21 protein-coding genes are annotated in these 23146 nt (G+C 65.7%); 7 read left to right on the top strand and 14 right to left on the bottom strand.

The features are described 5' to 3' along the window. Positions 1 to 309: 309 nt before the first annotated feature. Complete coding sequence (locus GGD63_RS19250; RefSeq protein WP_183244723.1) at positions 310 to 1392, bottom strand: S9 family peptidase; 1083 nt, start codon at positions 1390 to 1392, stop codon at positions 310 to 312. Between the two features lie 889 nt (positions 1393 to 2281). Between GGD63_RS19250 and GGD63_RS19245 the strand changes: the two genes are divergently transcribed. Continuing rightward, positions 2282 to 3346 carry a ketopantoate reductase family protein gene (locus tag GGD63_RS19245; RefSeq protein ID WP_183244722.1) on the top strand — a complete coding sequence of 355 codons (1065 nt, stop codon included), beginning with the start codon at positions 2282 to 2284 and terminating at the stop codon, positions 3344 to 3346. Positions 3347 to 3367: 21 nt separating this feature from the next. On the opposite strand, the gene GGD63_RS19240 is transcribed toward GGD63_RS19245, so the two are convergent. The 3 genes from GGD63_RS19240 to GGD63_RS19230 all read right to left on the bottom strand — a co-directional run bounded on the left by GGD63_RS19240 (position 3368) and on the right by GGD63_RS19230 (position 6132). Beyond that, positions 3368 to 4366, bottom strand: a complete 999-nt coding sequence (locus tag GGD63_RS19240) for an alpha/beta fold hydrolase (RefSeq protein ID WP_183244721.1) — start codon at positions 4364 to 4366, stop codon at positions 3368 to 3370. A 34-nt stretch (positions 4367 to 4400) separates the two neighbouring features. Continuing rightward, a complete protein-coding gene (locus GGD63_RS19235; protein ID WP_246785554.1) occupies positions 4401 to 5453 on the bottom strand; it encodes an Acg family FMN-binding oxidoreductase in 1053 nt (350 codons plus the stop codon). Between the two features lie 94 nt (positions 5454 to 5547). Next, a complete protein-coding gene (locus GGD63_RS19230; protein WP_183244717.1) occupies positions 5548 to 6132 on the bottom strand; it encodes a LysE family translocator in 585 nt (194 codons plus the stop codon). A gap of 519 nt (positions 6133 to 6651) precedes the next feature. On the opposite strand from GGD63_RS19230, the gene GGD63_RS19225 reads away from it, so the two are divergent. Further along, on the top strand, positions 6652 to 7470 hold the full coding sequence (locus GGD63_RS19225; protein WP_183244715.1) for a YkgJ family cysteine cluster protein: 819 nt from the start codon (positions 6652 to 6654) through the stop codon (positions 7468 to 7470). A gap of 105 nt (positions 7471 to 7575) precedes the next feature. Beyond that, entirely contained in the window at positions 7576 to 9090 is a 1515-nt protein-coding gene (locus GGD63_RS19220) for an ATP-binding protein (RefSeq protein ID WP_183244712.1), read from the top strand. Between the two features lie 4 nt (positions 9091 to 9094). Here the strand turns inward: GGD63_RS19220 and GGD63_RS19215 are convergent, their stop codons facing one another. The 9 genes from GGD63_RS19215 to GGD63_RS19175 form a co-directional block, all read right to left on the bottom strand. After that, the gene (locus GGD63_RS19215; RefSeq protein WP_183244710.1) at positions 9095 to 9835 is read right to left on the bottom strand and encodes an ABC transporter ATP-binding protein; all 741 of its coding nucleotides are present in this window, start codon (positions 9833 to 9835) and stop codon (positions 9095 to 9097) included. Next, on the bottom strand, positions 9832 to 10680 hold the full coding sequence (locus GGD63_RS19210; RefSeq protein ID WP_183244708.1) for an ABC transporter ATP-binding protein: 849 nt from the start codon (positions 10678 to 10680) through the stop codon (positions 9832 to 9834). Before GGD63_RS19210 ends, GGD63_RS19215 begins: the two co-directional genes overlap by 4 nt. Beyond that, entirely contained in the window at positions 10680 to 12503 is a 1824-nt protein-coding gene (locus tag GGD63_RS19205; RefSeq protein WP_183244706.1) for an ABC transporter permease, read from the bottom strand. Before GGD63_RS19205 ends, GGD63_RS19210 begins: the two co-directional genes overlap by 1 nt. Positions 12504 to 12561: 58 nt before the next feature. Beyond that, positions 12562 to 13719, bottom strand: coding sequence for an ABC transporter substrate-binding protein (locus tag GGD63_RS19200; RefSeq protein ID WP_183244704.1), 1158 nt, complete (start codon positions 13717 to 13719; stop codon positions 12562 to 12564). A 58-nt stretch (positions 13720 to 13777) separates the two neighbouring features. After that, positions 13778 to 14353: an alkylhydroperoxidase domain protein gene (locus GGD63_RS19195; protein ID WP_183244702.1), complete on the bottom strand. Its 576-nt coding sequence runs from the start codon at positions 14351 to 14353 to the stop codon at positions 13778 to 13780. 11 nt (positions 14354 to 14364) lie between these two features. Continuing rightward, the gene (locus GGD63_RS19190; RefSeq protein ID WP_409334078.1) at positions 14365 to 14964 is read right to left on the bottom strand and encodes a CMD domain protein; all 600 of its coding nucleotides are present in this window, start codon (positions 14962 to 14964) and stop codon (positions 14365 to 14367) included. 37 nt (positions 14965 to 15001) lie between these two features. After that, positions 15002 to 16039 carry a putative FMN-dependent luciferase-like monooxygenase gene (locus GGD63_RS19185; protein WP_183244698.1) on the bottom strand — a complete coding sequence of 346 codons (1038 nt, stop codon included), beginning with the start codon at positions 16037 to 16039 and terminating at the stop codon, positions 15002 to 15004. Positions 16040 to 16174: 135 nt separating this feature from the next. Continuing rightward, on the bottom strand, positions 16175 to 16957 hold the full coding sequence (locus GGD63_RS19180) for a MetQ/NlpA family ABC transporter substrate-binding protein (RefSeq protein WP_183244696.1): 783 nt from the start codon (positions 16955 to 16957) through the stop codon (positions 16175 to 16177). A 228-nt stretch (positions 16958 to 17185) separates the two neighbouring features. Continuing rightward, on the bottom strand, positions 17186 to 18628 hold the full coding sequence (locus tag GGD63_RS19175; RefSeq protein WP_183244694.1) for an MATE family efflux transporter: 1443 nt from the start codon (positions 18626 to 18628) through the stop codon (positions 17186 to 17188). Between the two features lie 142 nt (positions 18629 to 18770). On the opposite strand from GGD63_RS19175, the gene GGD63_RS19170 reads away from it, so the two are divergent. Continuing rightward, positions 18771 to 19361 (top strand): TetR/AcrR family transcriptional regulator, encoded by a 591-nt coding sequence (locus GGD63_RS19170; protein ID WP_183244692.1) that lies wholly within the window; start codon positions 18771 to 18773, stop codon positions 19359 to 19361. A 34-nt stretch (positions 19362 to 19395) separates the two neighbouring features. Here GGD63_RS19170 and GGD63_RS19165 read toward each other — a convergent pair whose 3' ends face one another. Further along, positions 19396 to 20082, bottom strand: a complete 687-nt coding sequence (locus tag GGD63_RS19165; protein ID WP_183244690.1) for a GntR family transcriptional regulator — start codon at positions 20080 to 20082, stop codon at positions 19396 to 19398. Between the two features lie 123 nt (positions 20083 to 20205). On the opposite strand from GGD63_RS19165, the gene dctP reads away from it, so the two are divergent. Genes dctP through GGD63_RS19150 form a run of 3 tightly spaced genes read left to right on the top strand, consistent with a single transcriptional unit; the run spans position 20206 to position 23131 of the window. Continuing rightward, on the top strand, positions 20206 to 21225 hold the full coding sequence (dctP, locus tag GGD63_RS19160) for a TRAP transporter substrate-binding protein DctP (protein ID WP_183244688.1): 1020 nt from the start codon (positions 20206 to 20208) through the stop codon (positions 21223 to 21225). Then, positions 21222 to 21779 carry a TRAP transporter small permease gene (locus GGD63_RS19155; RefSeq protein ID WP_183244686.1) on the top strand — a complete coding sequence of 186 codons (558 nt, stop codon included), beginning with the start codon at positions 21222 to 21224 and terminating at the stop codon, positions 21777 to 21779. Before dctP ends, GGD63_RS19155 begins: the two co-directional genes overlap by 4 nt. Beyond that, positions 21776 to 23131: a TRAP transporter large permease gene (locus GGD63_RS19150; protein ID WP_183244685.1), complete on the top strand. Its 1356-nt coding sequence runs from the start codon at positions 21776 to 21778 to the stop codon at positions 23129 to 23131. The genes GGD63_RS19155 and GGD63_RS19150 overlap by 4 nt, the downstream gene beginning before the upstream one ends. The last annotated feature ends 15 nt before the right edge of the window (positions 23132 to 23146 follow it).

The following is a 23146-nucleotide window of genomic DNA, read 5'->3' as shown; positions in this document are numbered from 1 at the left end:
CGGGCAACCCCTCGAACAATCGCTCGTCAGCCATCGTCAGCCCCTGCTTCGCGCGCAACTCCAGCGAATCACAGCATCGCCGCCGTGGCAAATACCGATCCCTACCAAAAGAATCTCACGCTCTGAGGAGACCGCTGGAAGCGGTCGTCTCGAAGGACGAGGCGCTTGCTCAGGCCGCCACCAAGACCCCATCTGCGATAGTCCTACAGACACAGGGAAGGAATCCCCGACGCGCTTCTGCCGTTGTCTCAGCATGACTGCGCCGCGTTCGTCGCGAGAAGACCGCGGCGCGTTCTTGAGGATCATGCGCTAGAGGTAGGTTACGGGATCGAGGCGACGGACAGCTCCGAGTTTGGCGTCGAGCCACTCGAAAATGAAGTCGTCGGCCGTGATGAAATTCTCGACCTCGCCGAGAGGATACGGGATGCGGTTAGGCACGACGACCGAGCAGTCGGCTCCGGCCTGACGATAGCCGGCTTGCAGCTCGAGAGCCTCCCGTTCGCGCACCATCGAGCGGCTCCCGACCACCATGAGAAGCGGGCAGGCCATTCGGCGCGGTGACGGCAATGGATGCATTGAGGCTCCGCCCTCGTCGACCTGCTCAACGCCTGTCATCCAATGAACCGATGCTTGGCGCGTGACCGACCGCAAAAGACCGCCGTCGCACACGGCGGCGGCTATCCTGCGATCCGAGAGGACGAGGCGGGAGGCATGACTGGCGCCCGCCCCTTCGCCGTAGATCGCTATCCGCTGCGAGTCGACATCCGGGCGAGCCTCCAGATAGTCCAGCCAGCATTGGAGGATATGCTCCTGTTTGAGCGGGCGACGAACAGGCGAATTGCCGGCATCGATGAGCAGAAGTGACATGTTCCGGCGCAGCGAGGCGGGCAAGAGCCTGCTCATCATCGAGGCCAGGGTGGTGTCCTCGTCTGCGATGCAGATCACCGCGGGCGCGGATGGCCCGTGACGGAGCGCCGGCAGGAAGAAGCCGGTCAACGCTCCCTGATCGAAGCCATCAATCTCCACGCGCTCGATCGCTTGAGCAGCATCGTCCGCGAAGCTCCTCAGGCTGGTACCGACCTTGTCCGCGAAGTCGGTGCTCGCGAGATCTTCCGGACAAGACAGGCTTCGCGCGACCTCGAACGCCATCAGCGCGCACATCCACGCTTCGCGCGCCATCCGGCCGGCACCATCTGCGCGCGCGGATTCGGCGGAGCTCCGATAGTCTTCCGCGAGCCTCAACCAGTCTGAAACCCACAGATGCCTGTGCGCCTCACGCGCAAGCTCCGCGACAGACAGGCTTTCGAAAAATTCGGACGCGCGCTTTCGCAAGCGTACCAGGCTTCCACCGGCTCCATCGCTGGAGCCGTGAGGCCAATGATAACCTTCCATATCTTTCCCCGAACGGCGCGTCAGCAGTTGGCCAGGTTTGCCGGATGCGCTGTCAGGGCAACGCTGTGCACGCCTGCTCGATGCGATCCCAGGCGTACCTGGTCGCGTACATCGCCCTTGCATCTGCTGATGCTATCGGCCTCGTCGATCTGTTTCGCCGCCATTCCGCGCAGGGACACGACACCATGCCCCGCGCGGGATCGCGCATTTGGCGCAGCGAGACCCCATCCGATGTTCGTTTCGTCTTCGCTTCGCACGGTCGAGGGCACTGGACCACACGGTGTATCGCCCCCATCAGCCGGTCTCAACACAAGTTGCACGCCGGCTCCAACTCAATCGTCACGTCTCAGCTCCATTGCTGACATACAGTTATGGCCCCGCGCCACTTTGCCATTTTTACCGTCCTGCGTTTGCAGTTTTTTGTTGCGGCTGACGACTAAAAATTGGCTGCCATTTGATGACAGAAGAGGCATGAGCAGTATCGGCCTCTCATGAACGTCTTATGGCGCATCCGGCGCGCCGCCAATCACCGCAGCAATGAATGACGCGGTCGATTGCCGCTTCATCGACGAGACGACTCCCGCCCCAGCTCATTCGCGCACCGCTTGGCGGCGTACGATCGCCTCTCCCTGATGAGCCGGACGAGACATGCATTCCGGGCTTCGGGAAATGACTTGTTTCAAGCCAACGAACGGATCTGCAGCCCCCTGGTCGGACGGGATCCGTCACATTTCGGTCGCCACGGCACGACCCGGTGCCCGCCCTTCTGCATCTTGTATGCATTATCCCAGTTGCCATCGCAGGCCACTTCGCTTTACATGCCCGGCAAATGCCCCCTCGGACGACGGCCGGGGCGCAAAAAATCACGTGACATTCCAAGGGACGAAACATGGCGCGTAACATTCTGATTCTCGGGGCTTCCTACGGCTCCCTGCTGGGCACGAAGCTGCTGATGGCGGGGCACAATGTGACCCTGGTCTGCCGCGCCAAGACCGCAGAGCCCATCAACCGCGACGGTACCGAGGTGCGCATCAAGTTGCGCGACGAGGCCGTGCACCGGGCGATCTTCTCGCGCGACCTGCCCGGCAAGCTCGATGCGGTGACGCCGGCCGATGTCGATCTCTCCCGTTACGATCTGGTCGGCCTTGCGATGCAGGAGCCGCAATACACCAACCACACGGTGCGCGTCCTCATGGTCAAGATCGCCGCGGCGAAGCTGCCGTGCCTGTCGATCATGAACATGCCGCCGCTGCCTTATCTGAAGCGGATTCCGGCGCTCGCCGACATGGATCTCGAGGAGGCCTACACCAATGCGCAGGTATGGGAACGGTTCGAGCCGGGACTGGTGACGCTGTGCTCGCCCGACCCGCAGGCCTTCCGCCCGCCGGAGGAAGCCGCGAACGTGCTTCACGTCGGCCTGCCCACCAACTTCAAGGCATCGGTCTTCGCGGACGAGAAGCACAACAAGCTGTTGCGCGAGCTCGAAGCCGACATCGACGCGGTGACGCTCGACGGCCACGACGTGCCGGTGAAGCTGAAGGTGTTCGATTCCCTGTTCGTGCCGCTGGCGAAATGGTCGATGCTGCTCACCGGCAATTACCGCTGCATCACCCCGCACGAGCCGCAATCGATCCGCGACGCCGTGCATGGCGATCTCAAGCGCTCGCAGACGATCTACGACCATGTCGACGCCGTCGCCCGCCGCCTCGGCGCCGATCCGCAGGACCAGGTGCCGTTCGCGAAATATGCCAAGGCTGCGGAAAGCCTGCTCAAGCCGTCCTCGGCCGCGCGCGCGGTCGCGAGCGGCGCGCCCTTCATCGAGCGCGTCGACCTCCTGGTGAAGTTGATCTCGCATCAGCTCGGCGTACCCAATGCCGAGATCGACCGCACGGTGGAGACCGTCGACCTGAAGCTGAACGAGAAGATCGTGCAGGGCGGATCCGGCGCACAGTGACGGGTGCGTTGGCGGCAATCGCTAGGTCAAGGTCTGTTCCGATCGCGGATCGATCAATCGTGTCCTGTTCCTGGCCTCCGTCAGGAACAGGCGGACCTCCGCACGAACGGCATCCTGGTGTCCGACCAGGAGGTGCCCGCCCGTGTCGTAGATGACCAGCTTTGCGTCCCCTATTCCGGCGGCTGCAAATTGAGCGGCCGGTAACGTGTTGAACCCGTCGTCCCGAGCGGAGATGATCAGGGTTGGCGCGAGTATTCTGTCCAGAGCCTGTTCCTTCAGTTGCGCGACGCTGTCGACATTGATCCCGGGAAAGCGCAACGACAAAGGCTCGATCGACCTGATGATGCTCATGACACGGTCCTGATCGGCCTTCGAGGACGCCGCGACCAAATCCGGCCGGACGCCAACAAACCGGATCAGCACGGACGGCGCCAGCCTCTCGATGAGCCACCACACGAAATCCGCCCCTCGATTGACCAGCCAGAATGTGAATTTGCTCCCGCGCGCTACGTCGATCGAAACCGGACTGGTTGGAGAATACGTTCCCGGGCTGATCAGGATCAGCGCAGCGACCTTGCTCGGGTGTCGCACTGCAAGTTCGATCGCAGAGCGCGCCCCTGCCGAGATGCCGACAACGATTGCCGACGAGATATTCAGCGCGGACAGAAGCGCGTCATGAGCGTCGGCTTGGGCCGAAGCGGATGCATCGTGCGGCACAGGCGTGCGCAGATAACCAAATCGGGAGGGTGCGATGACCCGAAAGCCCTCATCCACGAGATCCGCCGCATTCGCCAGCCCCTGGTCGAAGCCGCCGCCGGCCCCGTGGATGGACAGCAGCGGGGCGCCGACGCCGTTGTCGGCATATTCGATCTGTCCCGCTCGCGTATCGGCAATGAGGCTGCCGGCTCGGACCGCTGTGCGTGCACGATCAAGCTCCTGCCGATAGAAGAACGCAATTGCGCCGAGCAATCCACCGGCGACAACAGACATTGTCAGCAGCACGAATCCGGATTGGCTCATGGGGCCTGATTCCGACCAGCAGCGCGCCAATGTCTCACGCGATCACCTGCGCCACGGGGCGACGCAACGACTTCGGCAGCTCCGGCCCCGTGCCGAAGCGCACCACGAGGTCGGGCAGGCGCGCGCCGAGGTCGAGATAAGTCGCAAGCTGCGCACGAAGGCGTGGAACCTCGACCGGCTGGTTGACGAAGGCGTATTTGAGACCCAGCGACGTCGCCAGCAAGGCGAAGCGCTGGCAGGCGCGGCCGACCTCGACCCAATGCGCTGCGTCATCATGCTCGGCGACGAACACGGCAAGACCGGCGGAGCTTCCGATGCTGGCGCGATATTTGTCATTCTCTCCACGTTCCGTGAACACGAATGGGAGCAGCGGTCGCGCCAGCCACCGCGGCAGGGCCGGATTGCCTGACGTGCGCGAGAACAGTCCATCCATCGTTGCCACTGCCTCACCCTCGTTGAAGCGCATCCAGGCCTTGAGCTCCTCCATGAACCTCTGGTCGCGCATTTGCGTCGTGTTGCCCTCAACCACGTAGTCCGTGATCGCCGCCATCTGCTTGCGGTCGGTGATGAGGAGGATCGCAACGCCCTCGCCGGTGCCTGCTCGCTCGAGCTCGCGCAGCAGATCATTCGCAACGGGCCTGCCGTCGTAAACTGCGCGCGTCGACTGCCGGCGCGGGATTGCGGCGAGCAGCGGCGATTGCTGCACGGAAGCGTTTTCGAGGTCCGCCGTGATGGCACTACCTTCGAAGCGCAGCGTGGGCCGCAGACCCAGGGCGAGGGCCGCATGGGTCAGGTTCTCGGCCGCGCATCCTAGACTGACGAAGAGATGATGATCGTTCGGGTCGACCGCAGGACAGCGGCGCAAGAGGTCCGGCGCGATAGCCATGCTTCGCGGCCCCAAGGTGAAGCGCCACGGCTGGGTGTTATGGCTGTTGGCGGCCAGCGTCGCATAGCGGACGATTTCCTCGAAGCCACCCTCGGTGCGCAATGGCGCCCAGGTGGCGCGCACCGCGTCCTCGTAAGTCGCGGCCGTCGCCGCGAACGATTGCTGCGGCCGCATCACGGCCGCACAGGCCAGCCCCGCCATGACGCTTCGCCGATTGACCATAACAGCTGATGCCTCCACGACGGGCCGAGACTGCGATGGACGACGCGCCTCCGCCTTGACATCCCGCAAGCCTTCACGCGCTCAGGAATGATTGAAGCCAGATCAGGCCGGTGACGGCGACGAGCGTGACCGCGCCGGTTCGGCTGATCAGCTCGGGACGCCCGAGACGACGGGCCCCGCGGCCCAGTGTGGCGCCGAGCGTCACCCAGGCGCCGCCCGCCATCACGATCAGAAACGCAATCACACCGAGCCGGGGCAACAGCCCGGACAGTCCGGCCTGCAGCGGCAGCAGCAGGAAGGCGAACACCATCGCCTTCGGATTGAGCAGCGTGGTGAGCAGCACCTGACGGAACGTCACCACCGCGCCGTGGCGCAGCTCGCGTGCGTTGACGCGCCAGAGCATGACGGCAAGGCCGAGGATGTAGACACTGACGGCGATGCGGAGCACGAGAGCCGCAAGCGGGATGTCGCTCACGATCGGCCCGAGCGCCAGCCGCAGCAGCGCGATCGCCGCGAGATAGCCGCACAGCTCCGCCGCCAGCAGATGGAGCGAGCGCGCAATGCCGATCCCTGCCCCCGATGTCGCAAGCAAGGTGTTGGTCGGTCCCGGCATGGCGAGAAGAAAACAGGCCGCCGTGAAGAAGGTCAGAAAGCTCATGCCCTCGGCTAGCAGGCAACGCGCCGGCAGGCCTTGATCTGGGTCATGCGAAGACAGGGGGTCCCTGTCGTCCGACGGCAGGCAGTTCCCGGTGTGCTGCAGCAGCAACGCGGCGTGACGTCGTTGTCCACCGCTCCTCAATCACGCAAACGTGTCGCCTCACGCGGCGCGAGCGCACGCAGCGCAGCTATCACGACTGCGTGACGAGGATGCGTGTCGCGCCTCCTCTCCGGACGCTGCGGACGCCGAAATGCCCGCGCTTGAGGGCGAATTGGACCGGTCGCTCGCGTTTTGTGTTTGCGAACCACTTCGCAGGCGACCCTGATTGCCATGCGTGATCCCGCATTTGCGCAAGTGCTGCATGCGTGCATGTCGGGCCCGGCTTGTTGTTCGGCAAAAAGGAGAAAGATAGCTTTGTGAGTAAGTCATTATCTTTACAACCGGCAACTCACCGCCGCTCCCCGGCACCGGCCTGCGGTGCCGGCGTTCGGAACCGGACGACAACAACAAGAAAAGGCGATGGACCAGGCGATGCTGAGCGTCGTCCGCGCGGTGGAAGCGGGCGCGACGACGATGAAGGGCGTAATCGACGCCACCGGGCTCTCCCGTCTCAAGATCGAACGTGCGCTGACCGCGCTGGAGAAGCAGAAGCTGCTGGTCCGCGACGGCCAGGGCTTTCGGGCGACCGGCCTGCCGAAGACGGCGCGTCCCACCCGGCAATGCGGCGAGTGCAACGCCTGCTGCGACATCCTCGAAGTGGCCGGCGTCGACAAGCCCGTGAACCAGCTGTGCCGGCATTGGCAGACGGGCACGGGATGCACCATCTATGAGCGCCGTCCGCAGATGTGCCGGTCGTTCGTCTGCGCCTGGCTCCAGGGCCATCTCGACGACGACTGGTTCCCGGCGAAGTCGGGCATCGTGGTGCATTTCAGCCAGGACGCCGTCAACGTCACCGTCGACGACGATTGCCCCGATCGCTGGCGTGAGGAGCCCTATTTCAGCAAGCTCGCCGAATGGTCGCTGAACGGGATCAGGCGGATCGGAAATCGCGGCTATGCGACCCTGATTGTCTCCGGCACTGAGCGATTCCTGCTGCTCGGACGCACCGTCGTTCCCGAGCCGACATTGTTCGGAACGGCGTTCCTGCCGCTCACCGCCGACACGTTCCGGTTCTGGCGGGCGCGGTCGGCCGAGCATTTGCAGCGGCTGCACGCGCGCATCGCCGAGATCGAGCGGATCAGGCAGGAGTTCGGCTCCTGCGCGATCCCGGCGGACGAGGACGACGATCCGCAAGCTCCCTACCGGCCCGCACTGCTACGGCTCTCGAATCACGCCTGAACGCCGTCGTGGGCAACGCGGCCCGATTCGCGCCGGAGCGCTCGACGCGCCGCGGCAGGATTGATAAGCCCCTGTCCGCGGATGATGGGGACTTGAGTCGGGGACATGACGGTTGCGATCGAGATGGGGCAGACCACGGCCGGTGCCGCGGCGGCCATGGACCTCGAGGAACTGCTGGCGACCCGTCTCCTGGTGCAGGGCAATTCGGGCTCCGGCAAGTCGCACCTGCTGCGGCGCCTCCTGGAGCAGAGCGCGCCCTGGGTGCAGCAGGCCATCATCGATCCTGAAGGCGATTTCGTCACGCTGGCCGAGCGCTTCGGCCATCTCGTGATCGACGCCGAGGACCACACCGAGCGCGGCCTTCAGGTCGCCGGCGAACGCGCGCGGCTGCATCGCGTCTCCACCGTGCTCAATCTCGAAGGGCTCGACGCCGAGAACCAGATGCGGCGCGCCGCGGCGTTCCTCGGCGGGATGTTCGATGTCGACCGAGACCATTGGTACCCGATGCTGGTGGTGGTCGACGAGGCGCAGCTGTTCGCGCCGGCGGTGGCGGGCGAAGTCTCGGACGAGGCGCGCAAGCTGTCGCTCGGTGCCATGACCAATTTGATGTGCCGCGGCCGCAAGCGCGGGCTCGCCGGCATCATCGCGACCCAGCGCCTGGCCAAGCTCGCCAAGAACGTCGCGGCGGAAGCCTCGAATTTTCTGATGGGCCGCACGTTCCTCGACATCGACATGGCGCGCGCCGCCGATTTGCTCGGCATGGAGCGGCGGCAGGCCGAAGCCTTTCGCGATCTCGAGCGTGGCCAGTTCATGGCGCTGGGACCTGCGCTGTCGCGCCGTCCGCTGCGCCTGAACATCGGCGCAACCGCGACCTCCCCGCGCAATTCCACGCCGCGGCTGATGCCGCTGCCGGAAGCGACGCTCGAGGATGCGCGCGCGGTTATCCTGGCGGCGCCGCCGCCCGATGCGAGCCGGCCGCAGCGCCGGCCGGCGCCGGATCTGCTCGAGCAGCTTCGCGCCGCGAAGGCCGCCGCCGTGCCGGAAGCGCGCGCGGAGCCGATCGAAGTGCCCGTCAGCGCCGAAGAGCTCGCCGAGCGGCGCGAGCGCGTCGATCGCACGCTTAGGGCCGTGCTCGCCGAGCCCGACGCCGGCTTCCGCGCCATCGGCGTGCTGTATCAGGAATTCGTGGTCCGCTGCCGCATCGAGGGCTTAGGGGCGGCGGTGCCCGACCTCAACGAATTCCGCCGCATGCTGACGCATGCGCGCGCTGGCGTCGGCACCGATCTCGCCGAAGACGACGCCTGGCAGGACGTGTCGCTGCGCGCCTCGATCCTGCCCGACGACATGCAGGGCGTGTTCATGATGATCGCGCGCGCGGCCAAGGAGGGCTGGCCCTGCCCCGGCGATGCCGCGATCGCGCGGGCCTATGGCTCGCATTCGCTGCGCCGCGCGCAGCGCCTGCTCGGCTATATGGAGGAGCAGGGCCTCATCGTCTGCCAGCTCGACGGCGGCGGACGCCGGATCGTGACGCTGGTGGAGCTCGCCTGGGCGACCGCGCCGGGCGATCCCAATGGCGACGATCTGCCGGCGGAGACGGTGCAGAGCGCGGCCTCGGCCTGAAGCACTACGCCGCTTCAGAACCGCCGAGATAGGCGTCGCGCACCCGCGGATCGTCCTTCAGCGCGCGCGCCGGGCCCGACAGCACGATCTTGCCGGTCTGCAGCACATAGGCTTCGTGCGCGATCTCGAGCGCAAGGCTGGCGTTCTGCTCGACCATGAAGACCGAGACGCCTTCCTGGTTGATGGCGCGGATCAGCTCCAGGACGCGATCGACATAGAGCGGCGACAGGCCCATGGTCGGCTCGTCCATCACGATCATCCGGGGACGGCTCATCAGCGCGCGCGCCATCGCCACCATCTGCTGCTCGCCGCCGGAGAGCGAGCCGGCACGCTGCGACAGCCGCTGGCCGAGTTTCGGGAACAGCGTCAGCATCCTGTCGAGATCCTGCGCCACCGCATCGCGGTCGTTGCGCACGAAGGCGCCCATCAAAATGTTCTCGCGCACGCTCATGTCCGCGAACAGCCGCCGCGCCTCCGGTACCGAGGCGATGCCGCGACGAACGATCTGCGGCGTGGAGAGGCCGATCAGCGAGGCGCCGTCGAACGTCACCTCGCCCGAGCGTGGCTTCACCAGTCCCAAAATGATCTTCATCGTCGTCGACTTGCCGCTGGCATTGCCGCCGAGCAGGCAGACGATATAGCCGCGCGCGACCGTGATCGACAGGTCGAAATGCACCTGGGCCTGGCCGTAGAAGGTGTTGACGTTGGAGAGCGCCAGAAGCGGTTCAGGTGTGCTCGTCGTCATGCCGCGCTCTCCTGCTCCGTCATGCCCGACAGGCCGTGGCCGAGATAGGCCTCGATCACCTTGGGGTCGGTTCGCACCTCCTCGCCCGGCCCTTCCGCGATCTTCTTGCCCTCGTCCATGACGATGACGCGGTCGGACAGGCGCATCACCATCTCCAGCTTGTGCTCGATCAGGAGGATGGTCAGCCCTTCCGCCTTCAGCTCGGCGACGAGCACCTGCATCTCCGCAGTCTCGGTCGGGTTCATGCCGGCGGTCGGCTCGTCCAGCAGCAAGAGGCGCGGCTTCAGCGCCAGAGCGCGGGCGATCTCGACGCGGCGCCGGTTGGCGTAGGACAGGCTATAGGCGGGCTGGTCGATCCGCGGCAGCAGCCGCTCGCCGAAGCGCGCGAGAATGGCTTTCACGTCCTCGCGCAGCCTCTCCTCTTCCGCCTTGACGCTTGCCGGGCGAAGCAGCGCCAAGCCGAGTTCGAGCAGCGGGCCAATCACCGGCACCGCCGGCTTCACGGCGCGCAGCCGCGTGTGGGCGCCGATCAGGACATTGTCCATCACGCTGAGGTTGCCGAAGACGCGGCCGAGCTGGAAGGTGCGCGCGATGCCTTCGGCCGCAAGCCGTTCCGGCGACAGGCCGGTGATGTCGTGGCCTTCGAAACGAACCGTGCCGGCATCGGGCCGATCAAGTCCGGTCACGAGATTGAACAGCGTCGTCTTGCCGGCGCCGTTCGGGCCGATGATGCTGATGAGCTCGCCCCTGGCGAGATCGAGATCGATGGCGTCGACCGCGGTGAGGCCGCCGAAACGGCGCGTCAGGCCACGCAGGGACAGCATGGGATTGTGCTGCTCCGCCATCAGATCGTCCCCAACAGGCCCTGCGGCCTGAACCGCACCAGCAGCAAGAGCACGATGCCGTAGATCAGGATGCGATACTCCGCCGCGATCCGGAAGACCTCGGGCAGGCCGACCAGCGCCACCGACCCGAGAATCGCGCCGACCACGTTGCCGAGGCCGCCGAGAATGACGACCGTCAGCGCCAGGATGGATTGCTGCGTGTTGAAGGTCTCGTGGTTGATGTAGGAATAAAGATGCGCGGCGATGCCGCCGCTGACGCCGGCGGCGAAGCCGCCGAAGATGAAGGCGAGCGATTTGTAGCGATTCAGGCTGAGGCCATAGGCGCGCGCGGCGATGTCGTCGTCTCTGATAGCACGGAAGCTGCGGCCAAGATGCGACGTGAGCAGCCGCCCCTGCAGCAGCGCCAGCACGACCATCACGGCAAGGCTGAACCAGTAAACCGAGGACGGGCTGATCAGGTCGTGGCCGAACAGTGACAACGGCGGAATGCCGGAGATGCCGATCGGACCGCGCGTCACACTCTCCCAGTTCAGGATCACCAGCGACACGATCTCGCCGATCGCGAGGGTGGCGATCGACACATAATGCCCACGCAGGCGGAAGGACGGCGAGATTAGCAGCGTGCCGAGCGCAGCGCTCATCAGGCCACCGCCGATCACGGCGAGGCCGACCGGAACGGCGAGAGTGAGCGACAGCAGCGCCGACGTATAAGCGCCGATCGCCAGCAGCGCGGCATGTCCGAGCGAGACCTGCCCCACCGTGCCCGCAACCAGCGTGAGGCTGAGCGCGAGCATGCCGAGCAGCCAGGCGTTGATCAGGGTCTGGAGCACGTAGAAGGACACCGGGAAGAACGGCAGTACCGCAAAGCCAGCGGCGGCGACAGCCAGGGCCCAGCGCGGAATGCGCACGGGACGGCTCGGCGCGATGAACGTGCCGGTGAGCGGCTCGGGCGGCGCCTGCCGGGCGCTGGCGAACAGGCCGTTCGGCCGCAGCACGAGCACGACGACCAGCAGCAGGAAGGCGAACAAATTGCGATAGCTGGTGCCGAACACGGCGACGCCGTAGCTTTCGACCAATCCCAACAACAAGCTGCCGATCACCGCGCCCGGCACGTTGCCGGCGCCGCCGACCACTTCGGCGACGACGCCCTTGAGCGTCGCCTGCAGGCTCATCGCAGTGTCGATCTGGTTGTAGTACATGCCGACCAGCATGCCGGAGACACCGCCGAGCGCAGCGGCGATGCCGAACACGGCCTGATTGACGCGATTGACGTCGACGCCCATCTGCATCGCTGCATCGCGGTCCTGCGACGCCGCGCGCACCGCCCAGCCGAGCTTGCTGTAGCGCAGGAATACGAACAGCAAGAGCGCGCTGGTGATGCCGACGCCGGCGATCAGGAGATCAAGCGGCCCGATCGTGCCACCGCCGAGCTGGAAGCGCACGTCAGGCAGCTGGCTCGGCAGCGCGCGCGGATTGGGCGAGAAGGTCAGCATCACCAGCTGGTCGAGCACGAAGCTGATGCCGATGGTCGCGAGCAGCGGCGCGATGCGCACCGAGTTCTGCAGCGGTCGCAGGCCGAACCGTTCGATGATCAGGCCGACCAACGCCGCGGCCGCCGCCACCACGATGATGGTGAGCGGCAACGGCGTATGCAGCTGCACCACCGCGACCCAGCCAATATAGGCGCCGACCAGATAGATCGAGCCTTGCGCGAAGTTGATCAGCCGGCTGACGCCGAAGATCAGCGCGAGCCCGACCGCAACGAGGGCGTAGACATTGCCGACGATCAGCCCGTTGATCGTGTAGTCGAGCCAGGAAGACAAACGTTGGTCCCCGCTTGGGTAAGGGAAAGCGGCCGGAGCGGTTGCTCCGGCCATCAGGTCAGGTCGGCTTGCCGTCCCAGAGCGCGAACTGGCCCTTGCGCACGACGAGCTCGGCGTTCATGGCGCCCTTGACGCGGCGGCTCTCGACGTCGAACGTCGCCCGGCCAAAGATGACGCTCGAGACATCCTTCACCTTGGCGAAGGCGTCGCGGATGGCACGGCGGTCGGTGCCGCCGATCTTGACGACGGCGGCCGCCATGTTCATCGCGTCATAGGCATAGGCGTTGAAGGCGTCGGGCTCCTGCCCGCCATACTTGGCCTTGAAGCCGGCGATGAATTTCTTCACCTCGGGCCGGGGATCCTCGGGGAAATAGCGCGTGCCGAGATGGACGTCCTCGACCGCCTCGCCGCCGAGCTCCAGGAATTTCGGCGAGTAGACCGAGCTTGCCGCGCAGATCATCTGCTTCAGGCCGACCTGGCGGGCCTGGCGCGCAATCAGCGCGCCGTCCGAATAATAGGAGATTAAGATGAGTCCGTCCGGATTGGCGTCGCGCACCCGCACCAGCGTCGAGCGGAAGTCGCGCTCCTCCGCGATGTAGCCTTCGGTCACCGCGACCTCGGCGCCGTATTCCTTGGCGGCCTTGACGAAATAGTCGCGGCTGGTACGGCCCCAATCGGTGTTGAGATGCAGCACCGCGAGCTTCTTCAGGCCGAGGCGCTTGACGGCATAGGCGGCCAGCAACGGCTGCTCGTCGGCCTGGCTCACGGACGTGCTCCACATGAAGTCGCCGCCCTTGGTGAAGTCAGGGTGCGAATTGGTGAAGCCGAACTGCACGAGGCCGCCGCGCTGGTAGATCGGAGAGGCCGCCATCGAGGCGGGACTGGAGAAATCGCCGAGTTCCAAAACGATCCGAGGGTCGGAGACAAACTTCTGCGCGATCGCGACAGACTGCCGCGGGTCGCTCTGGCTGTCCTCGAATTGATAGGCGAGCTTGCGGCCGTTGATGCCGCCGGCAGCCGTGATCTCGTCGAGCGCGAGGTCAAAACCCTGCTTCCACTGCGTGCCATATTGCGCATTCGGTCCCGTGAGGGGACCGCTGACTCCGAGCAGGATCGGCTCGGCGGCTTGCGCAAAGGCGGCGCGCGAGAAGGCCGCGCCCGCCATCATCGCGGCGAGCGAGCCTTTGACCAGGGTACGACGATCGATGTTGCTCATGCACGGCTCCATCCACTTTAGTTGATACAAGCAGCAATTCTTGTGCCGGTGAGATTGCCTATTTCGAAGGCTCGCCGAGCGACAGCATCAGCCGGTTCGCCCAGTTGAAGAACGAGGCGCCGTTGATGACGTCGACGATCTCGGCGTCGTCGAGACCGGCGCGGCGCAGCTCCGCGATATTGTCGGGACCGAATGCGATCGGCGTCCCGGCCAGTGCCACCGAGGCCTTGACCACCGCATTCCAGCGCTCGCCGAGATCGGCCCCGACGCCTTCGTCGAGCAGGCGCTGCACGTCGTCGCGGCGCTTGGAATAGGTGCTGGCAAAGCGCGCATGCACGGAGGCGCAATAGATGCAGCCGTTATAGCGCGAGGTCGCAGCCGCAGCGAGCTCGCGCTCGGCGCGCGGCAGGCCGTCGGCGACGTTGTAGAAGATGTCCTTGTCGGTCTTGGTGCGGGCTTCGAGGACTTCGGGGTCGCGCACCAGAAGGCGAAAATATTCCGACTTGGCGCGGGCACGATCGACGAGGCCGGCGAAGTGCCGCTCGGTCAGCTCGGCCTCGGGCAGCGGATCGATCCACGACACCCAGCCGAGTTCGTCCTGGGTGAAGACGACGGGCGGATTGACGGTGCTCATGATGCAGCCTCCTACGCGCTTGCCGCTGCGAGCGTGCGCAAGCCGCTGACGACGCGGACCTGGAACGAGAGGAACGCAACGAGCTGGGAGAACGTGACGATGCCGGTGGTCGACCAGCCGGCGGCGAGCAGCGCCTTCATGTCGGCGGATGCGGCATCGCGCGGGCGGAAGACCAGAAGATGCGCATGCTCAAGCGCCGCAACCAGCCGGGCGCCGAGGACGGACTTGCGCTCGGGACTCACTCGATAGATCAAGCCGGCCTTGTTCTCGACCGACAAGGGGCCGGCCGGAAAGGTGCCGTATGGGCCCGACGTCTTGCCGCGCTCGATCTCGGCCTTGATCGGCTCGACCAGCGCCGCTCCATCGGCATTCGCTGCGAGCTTCTCGCGATAGAAGGCGGCAATGGGGGACTCGCCATGGAGCCCGGTCACGAAGGCCGCGACCGCGGCGCGTTCGGCAAGCGAAAAATCGCCGGCGTCGATCGGCTCGAACAGCGAGAGATAGCTCTTCTGCGCGTTCTCGCGCGCCTGCAGGCGGCGTGCGCGGATGGCGTCCAGCGCCGATCCCGGCTCGATCCCGGCGAGCGTGTCGATGATATCTGTTGTTGCCATCATTCAGCCTTTTGCAACGCAATCACATTCATTCCGATCAACCGGCCAGCGCAACATCAGCCACCGCCGCCCGGGTCCAGCCCAGCGCTGGCGCCACCTTCTCCGCGACCAGCTCGATCGAGCGCAGGACGTGAGGGTGCGGCGCATCGACCGAATGCACCTGGAAGACGAGATCGGTCACCCGCTCCAGCGTGGCGTCGGTACGCAGCGAGGCGATCACCTCGTCGGCGGCGCCGACATGGGTGTCGAACGCGGTGATCATCTCCTCCAGCGTCTCGCCCGGCGGAAGGTGACCGCCCTTCATGAATTGCGGCAGCGCGCGGCGCAGTCCGGTGTCGGCAAGACGCATCGCCTCGCGATGGTCGTCGGCGACGAAGACGCTGCGTGAGGCCATGATGCGCGGCTCGCAGCCCGGCGGCAGCGCTTCGAGATAGGCATCGATGATCGGGTTCTGGATCTCGGCGAGCGTCGCCTTTGGCGCGTCCTTGGATCGCGGCTGGGTGCGCGACAGCAGGAGGCCATCGCCGGCCTTGCCGGCCCGCGCGCCGCCGGCGACGGAGAACGTCGCCTGCCAGATGCGCTTGTCCAGTTGCGGCCGCTGCGGATAAAGCGTGTCGCCGCCGTCGAGCTGCTTGCCGGTCAGTGCCTTGCGGACGATGTCCAGATTGCGTGCAAAGATCTCGTTGCGCTGGGCGCCGTCGAGGCCGAAGGCGGCAAAGGCCGACGGATTGCCACCGGTGCCGACGCCGAGCTCGAAGCGGCCGTTGCAGAGGAGATCGAGCACAGCGGCGTCCTCCGCCACCCTAACCGCATTCTCCAGCGGCAGCGTCACGATGCCGGTGCCGAGGCGGATGCGTGAGGTCTGGGCTGCGACATAGCCGAGGAAGGTGAAGGGCGACGGCAGGCCGCCCTCGCGTTCGTGGAAATGATGCTGCGCGATCCACGCGGAATCGAGCCCGGCCTTCTCGGCGCGCACGATCTGCTCGGCCGCGAAGCGGTAGCGGTCCGCCGCCGGTGCCTCGTCGAGCAGCCGCGTGAAGAAGCCCAGGCGTTTCAGGTTGGCAAAGCGTTTCATACGATCCCTGTCGGGCGAGGATGGGCCCCGATGATGTCGGTTGCCGCAGCTCCAGACAAGCGGGCATTGCGCAAGGCTCATACGCAAGGCTGCCCGCCGGATCGCCCTTACATGGACTTTGCGCGGGCAGACTGCCTACCAGCTCGGCAGCACCGCACCCTTGAACTTGGTCAGGACGAACTCCTTGACCTCGGGCGTGTGATAGCTGTCCACCAGAACCTTGACCCAGGGCTTGTCCTTGTCGGCAGTGCGCACCGCGATCAGGTTGACATAGGGCCCCTTCGGGTCTTCGCGCAGGATCGGGTCCTTCACCGGATCGAGGCCCGCCTGGGTTGCATAGTTGGTGTTGATCGCGGCTGCGTCGACGTCGTCGAGCGCGCGCGGGGCCTGCGCCGCATCGACCTCGATGAACTTCAGCTTCTTGGGATTCTCGGTGATGTCGAGCACCGTCGGCTTGAAGCCCGTGCCGTCCTTCAGCTTGATCACGCCCTTGTCGCGGAGCAGCAGCAGCACGCGGCCGCCGTTGGTCGGATCGTTCGGGATCGAGACCTTGCCGCCCTCGGGGATATCGGCGAAGGCCTTGTGCTTCTTCGAATAGACGCCGATCGGGAAGTTCACGGTGAGGCCGACGGCCTCGATCTTGTAGCCGCGGTCGGCCTTCTGGTTGTCGAGATAGGGCTGGTTCTGGAACGAATTGGCCTGGATCTCGCCGGCATCGAGCGCGGCGTTCGGCACCACGTAATCGGAGAATTCGAGCAGCTGGATATCGAGGCCCTGCTTGGCGGCGATCGGCTTCACGGCTTCGAGGATCTGCGCATGCGGCCCCGGCGTCACGCCGATCTTGATGGTCTCGGCCGCGGCTGCGGCGGACCATGCGGCGAGCACGGTCGCGAGGATCACGGCGGGGCGAAAGGACATCTTGGTCTCCACGGGTCTTAAGTATTGATCGGAACCGTATTCGCTTCTCTGCCGGGCGAAATCAATGAAAAGGAAATCCATATTGGCTGCCGGAGCGGGCGAGCCTTTCTCCATTCGGCGCAAAATAGGAAACGAATTCGCGGGCAATCCGACGCTTTTCCGCAGGCGTCATGGGCCATCACATGTCGGTGCTGGCGATCGGCGTCGCCAGCATCAGGTGAACGGCCCCTATTCGGACCGCCAGGTCGATGGCGATAGCATGATCAGCGCGCAAATTGCCGCATAGGCGACCAGTGAGACCGTGACCATGGCGGCGAGTCCCGCCATGCCGGCGCCAAAGCTTGCCACCGCGATCCAGCCGCCGCCGGCCGCGATCAGGATGCGCGCGATCGAGGACGCGAGCGGGCCCATGGCGCGACCTGTGCCCTGGACTGCGAAGGATGTCACGAAGCCGAAGCCGAGCGCGGCATAGGCCGGTGCGACGATGCGCAGGTACGTCATGCCCTGGCTCACCACCTCGGCGTCGTGGCTGAAGAGGTGGAGCCAGGCCGTCGGGAAGATCGCGACCAGGAGGCCGATCGCGCCCGTCATGGCCATCCCGACAACGCCGCTGATCCAGCCGATTTTCCGCGCCCGCGCCAGCTGCCCGGCCCCCATGTTGACGCCGACCATGGTCAGCGTCGCCGTGCTGATACCGAACAGCAGCGGGATCATGATGTAGTCGAGCCGCGAGGCGATGCCGTAGCCGGCAAGCGCAGAGGTGCCGAACAGGCCGACCGCGCCGGTGACGACGATGACGGTGAGATTGGTCAGCACGGCGTTGAGCGCGGTGGGGATACCGACCTTGAGCATGTCGCCGAAGATCTTTGCGCGGAGCGGCACGATGTGCAGCTTCAGGCCGGTCGCGCCCGACGCCATGTAGCGCAGCAGGAACAGCATCGCCGCGCCGTAATAGAGACCGAAGGCGACGCCGGCGCCGCCAATGCCGAGCCGCGGGATCGGCCCGAAGCCGAAGATCAGCGCCGGCGAGACCGGAATAGTCACGATCGCGCCGACCAGCGTCACCAGCGCAGGCACCCTGACATTGCCGGAGCCGCGCAGCGCCGCCGCCTGCAGATTGACAATCCACACCGGAATGGCGCCGGCGAAGAGATAATTGGAATAGGTGGTGGCGGCAGCGAGTGCACCGTCCGTGCCGCCAAGGGCGCGATAGAGATGCGGGCCTGCGAAGATCACGCCAGACGTGAACACGCCGCCCGCGATAATCGCGAGCACCACCGCATGAAACAGCGCCGCCTCGGCGTCATCGCGGCGGCCCGCGCCGACCGCGCGGGCGACCGAAGATGCAACGCCGGAGCCGAACCCGCCATTCGACATCATGGTCATCAGCATGAAGATGGGGAACACGAGCGCGGCGCCTGCCAGCGCGTCGGTGCCGAGGAAGCCGACATAGTAGGCCTCCGCAATGTTCACCGCCGTCTGCGCCACCAGGACGGTCACGGTCGGCGCGGCGAGCTTGAGCAGCGTGGCGAGGATCGGCGCCGTCAGCAGTGCCGCACGCCTCTGCTCGGCGGCGCTCGGGGCCGGCGCCGCCGGGCGAAGCGGGGCCGCGGGGCGGGCCATCAATTGCGCAGCGGACAAGGGCGGCGCGGCAGCATCCTCGACGGACATGGTGCGATCCTGTTCATCTTTCGGACCGCCCGACGGCCGCCCATTGCATTATGACCATAATCTATTATTATGATCGCAATGCAATAGGGCCGCGCCTCACGATTTTGTGGCCGGGCCGAATGCGGGATCGCAAGGAGGCAGGATGGCGCGTTACGACAAGGGCCACAGGGACGCGACACGGAGCCACATTCTCGACGTCGCATCGGCACAGTTCCGCGAGAGCGGCATCGCCGCGGTCGGGCTTGCCGGCATCATGTCGGCGGCGGGCCTGACCAACGGCGCCTTCTACACGCACTTTGAATCCAAGGAGGATCTGGTGCGCGCGGCGCTGCTGGAAGCGCTGGAACGGCGCGAGCAGCGACTCAAGGACAATCTCGCGAACGGGATTGCGTTCGAGACCACGATCCGCGACTACCTCTCGCCGCGCCATCGCGACCGCGCGGCGAGCGGCTGCCCGACAGCGGCGCTCGTATCCGAGATCGCGCGGCACCCGAAGACGACACGCGAGGCCTTCACCGCGAAGATGTCCGACATCATCGCGCTGCTGGCGGAGCAACTCCCGCAAGGTTCCGCGGACGATCGGCGCCGCGGGGCAATCGCGATCTACGCCACGATGGTCGGCGCGCTGCAATTGTCGCGCGCGGTCAGCGACAGGCAATTGTCGGAAGAGATCCTGGAGAACGCGGTCGAGGCCGCCATCAAGCTGGGCGGCGGACCGCGAACGGATCGGTGAGCCGGGCGAGCGGAAATCGTCCGCCCGTCTCCAGCTATTTCGGCGTTCCGCTCCTGCTTCCGGCCGCATCCGAACGTCGATCGCCGGCAAGGCCGAGCACCATGTCCGAGAACCGCTCGCCCTGCACGAGAACGTGGTCGTGCAACCGCGTCGCGGCGAGTTGCTCGTCGCCGGCACGAATCGCTTCGAGAATCCCGGCGTGCTCCTGCAGCGATTGCAGCAGACGATTGCGCGCCCGAAGCTGGATGCGGCGATAGGCGCTCAAACGCTTGTGCAGGGCGAAAGCCTGATCGGCCAGGAAGCTGTTGCGGCTGGCGCGATAGATCGCTTCATGGAAATTGCGGTTGTCCGCGTAGTACTGCTCGCTGTCGCCTTCGCGCGCGGCAATCTCGCAGGCGCGGTGCGCCGCCTCCATCGCCGCGTCATTGTCCGGCGTCAGCCGGCGCGCGGCCAGCCGTCCGCAGGCGCTCTCGATCTCGGCCATGGTCTCGAACATCTCGAACAACCGGGTCGGTGACGGGACGCTGACGATTGCGCCCCGGCGCGGGCGGACATCGATGAAGCCTTCGGCGCCGAGCTGAAGCAGCGCCTCCCGAATGGGGGTGCGCGACACCCCGAATCGCTCCGCGAGCGAAGCCTCGTCCAAGCGATCGCCCGGCAGGAATTCCCCCGCAATCACAGCGTCTTCGATCGACTGCTTCAGTCGGAAGGCCTGGCTCATTGTATACACCTGATCCCGTAGTTCCATACCATAGACTTGACAAGACATACAGCATGCAGTTCATATAGTAATTGTATGCAAGATTAGAACTAAAAAATGCAATCTAGCAACGGGAGGTATGGAATGAGGATTTCAAGACGCCAGGCCCTGGCCTTGGGGATCGCGGCTCCGGCCCTGCTCCGGTTCGGAAAGGCGCGCGCGGCCACGGCCCTGAAGATCTCGCACCAGTTTCCCGGAGGCACCGCGACCGAGGGCGATTTCCGAGACCGGCTCTGCCGGCGCTTTGCGGCCCTGATCCAGGAGCGCAGCAAGGGCGCGATGACCGCCGAGATCTATCCGGGCTCGTCGCTGATGAAGACCAACGCGCAGGTCTCGGCGATGCGCAAAGGCGCGCTCGACATGAGCCTCATCCCGATCTCCTACGCCGGCGGCGATCTTCCCGAACTGAACATCGGCCTGATGCCCGGCCTCGTCACGGGTTACGACGAAGGCCTCGGCTGGAAGAACAAGCCGATCGGCCAGGAGTTCAGCAAGTTTCTCGCCGCCAAGGGCCTCGTCATCATCACCTGGATCTGGCAGGCCGGCGGCGTCGCCAGCCGTGCGCGTCCGCTGGTCGAGGTCGGCGATGCCAAGGGAATGAAGATCCGCGGCGGCTCGCGCGAGATGGATCTCGTGCTGCAGGCTGCCGGCGCCTCGGTGCTGTCGCTTCCCTCCAACGAACTCTATGCGGCGATGCAGACCGGCGCATGCGATGCCGCCCTCACCTCGTCCACCAGCCTCACCTCGTTCCGTCTGGAAGAGCTCGCCAAGCATCTGACGACCGGACGGGCCAAGAGCTACTGGTTCATGCTCGAGCCGCTGGTGATGTCGAAGGCGGTGTTCGACCGGCTTTCGAGCGAGGAGCGCGACGTCATCGTCTCGGTCGGAGCCGAGCTCGAAGCGTTCGGCCGCGCAGCGGCGGTGGAGGACGACGTCCGCGTGGCCAAGGTCTACCAGGCCGCCGGCGCGACGGTGCACGATCTCGACGACAAGACGGTTCAGGCGTGGCGGGAGCTTGCGCGCGACACGGCCTGGAAGGACTACGCCAACAAGAACGAGAACTGCGCCCGCCTGATCAAGCTTGCCATGGAGGCCGGCTCATGAGCGCGCACGGCATCGATCTCGGCCATTCAGCCACAGTGACGGCGGCGCGCCCCGGTTCTCCGGTCGGACGGATCGCCCGCGCGATGACCTTGCTCAACAGGACGATCGTCGTGCTCTGCTCGATCGCGCTCATCGTCGCGAGCACGATCCTGAGCTACAGCGTGGCCGCGCGCTACTTCTTCAACGCGGCAACCTATTGGCAGGACGAGGCCGCGGTGTTCCTGCTGGTTGGCGCCACGTTCCTGTCCACCGCGTTCGTGCAGGCCGGGCGCGGCCATATCGGCATCGAAGCCCTCACCGGCTATCTGTCGAAACGCGGCAATGCGATCCGCATGCTCGTGGTCGACACCGTGAGCCTGCTGTTCTGCTGTTTCTTCGCCTGGAAATCCTGGACGCTGTTCCACGAAGCCTGGGTCGACGGACAGGTGTCCGGGTCGACCTGGGCCCCGCCGCTGTGGATTCCCTACAGCATGATGTCGCTGGGCATGACGCTGATGACGCTGCAGATCGCGCTCCAGCTCGCCGCGAGCGTCGACGCATGGAGGAGCAAATGAGCACGCTTGCCGTCGGATTGATGTATGGTGGTGCGACCCTCGCCGTCATGGCCTCGGGCATGCCGATCGCGCTGGCGCTCGGCGCAGTCGCCGTCGTCTTCATGTACTACTTCATGCCCGCCGCATCGCTCGATACGGTGACGCAGAACGTCTACGAGGAGATGGCCTCGATCACGCTGCTGGCGATCCCGCTCTTCATCCTGAAGGGCGCCGCGATCGGCAAGTCGAAGGCGGGACAGGATCTCTACAGTGCGCTGCATGTCTGGATGGGCCGCATTCCCGGCGGTCTCGGCATCGCCAACGTCTTCGCCTGCGCGCTGTTCGCCGCGATGGCGGGATCGTCTCCGGCCACCTGCTCGGCAATCGGCTCCGCCGGCATTCCCGAGATGCGCAAGCGCGGCTATTCCGGCGGCTTTGCCGCGGGCGTGATCGCAGCCGGCGGCACGCTGGGCATCCTGCTGCCGCCCTCGATCACCATGATCCTCTACGCGGTCGCCGCGGAGCAGTCGCTCGGACGTCTCTTCCTTGCCGGCATCGGGCCGGGCCTTCTCCTGGTGCTGCTGTTTGCGACCTATGCGGTGCTGAGGTTCAAGGCCGAATACAACGCGGCGCAGCGCGCCTATGCGGCCGATCCGGCGCAGCATCCGATCCTGTCGAACGAGCGCTTCACCATGGCGATGCGGTTCGGCGCGCTGCCGCGCGTGCTGCCCTTCGTCGTGCTGCTCAGCGGCGTCATGATCGCGCTCTATGGCGGCTACGCCACGCCGTCGGAAACCGCCGGGCTCGGCGGCATCCTGGCGCTGGTCCTGATCGCCTCGATCTACGGCGTGTGGCGCCCGCGGGATCTCGGCCCGATCCTGGAATCGACGCTGAAGGAATCGACCATGCTGATGCTGATCATCGGCATGTCGCTGCTCTACTCCTACGTGATGAGCTATCTCCACATCAGCCAGGCCGCAGCACAGGCGATCGTCGCGATGCAGCTGTCGAGGTGGGTGCTGCTGGGCGCGATCCTGGTGCTGGTGGTCGTGCTCGGCTTCTTCCTGCCGCCGGTCTCGATCATCCTGATGACCGCCCCGATCATCCTGCCGCCGCTCAAGGACGCCGGCTTCGACCTGATCTGGTTCGGCGTGGTGATGACGATCGTGATGGAGATGGGCCTCATCCATCCGCCGGTCGGACTCAACATCTTCGTCATCAGGAACATCGCGCCCGACATCCCGCTGAGGGACGTGATCTGGGGAACGCTGCCCTTCGTCCTGCTGATGGCGTTCGCGGTCGTCCTGCTGTGCCTCGTCCCGTCGATCTCGACCTATCTGCCCAACCTCGTGATGGGTCCGCCATCGCGATAAACCGAGGAGGCACGA

This window comes from Bradyrhizobium sp. cir1, from assembly GCF_014198245.1.
Classification (GTDB): Bacteria; Pseudomonadota; Alphaproteobacteria; order Rhizobiales; family Xanthobacteraceae; genus Bradyrhizobium.
Note: the sequence above shows the minus strand (reverse complement) of the source record. Positions and strands in the feature narration are given on the sequence as shown.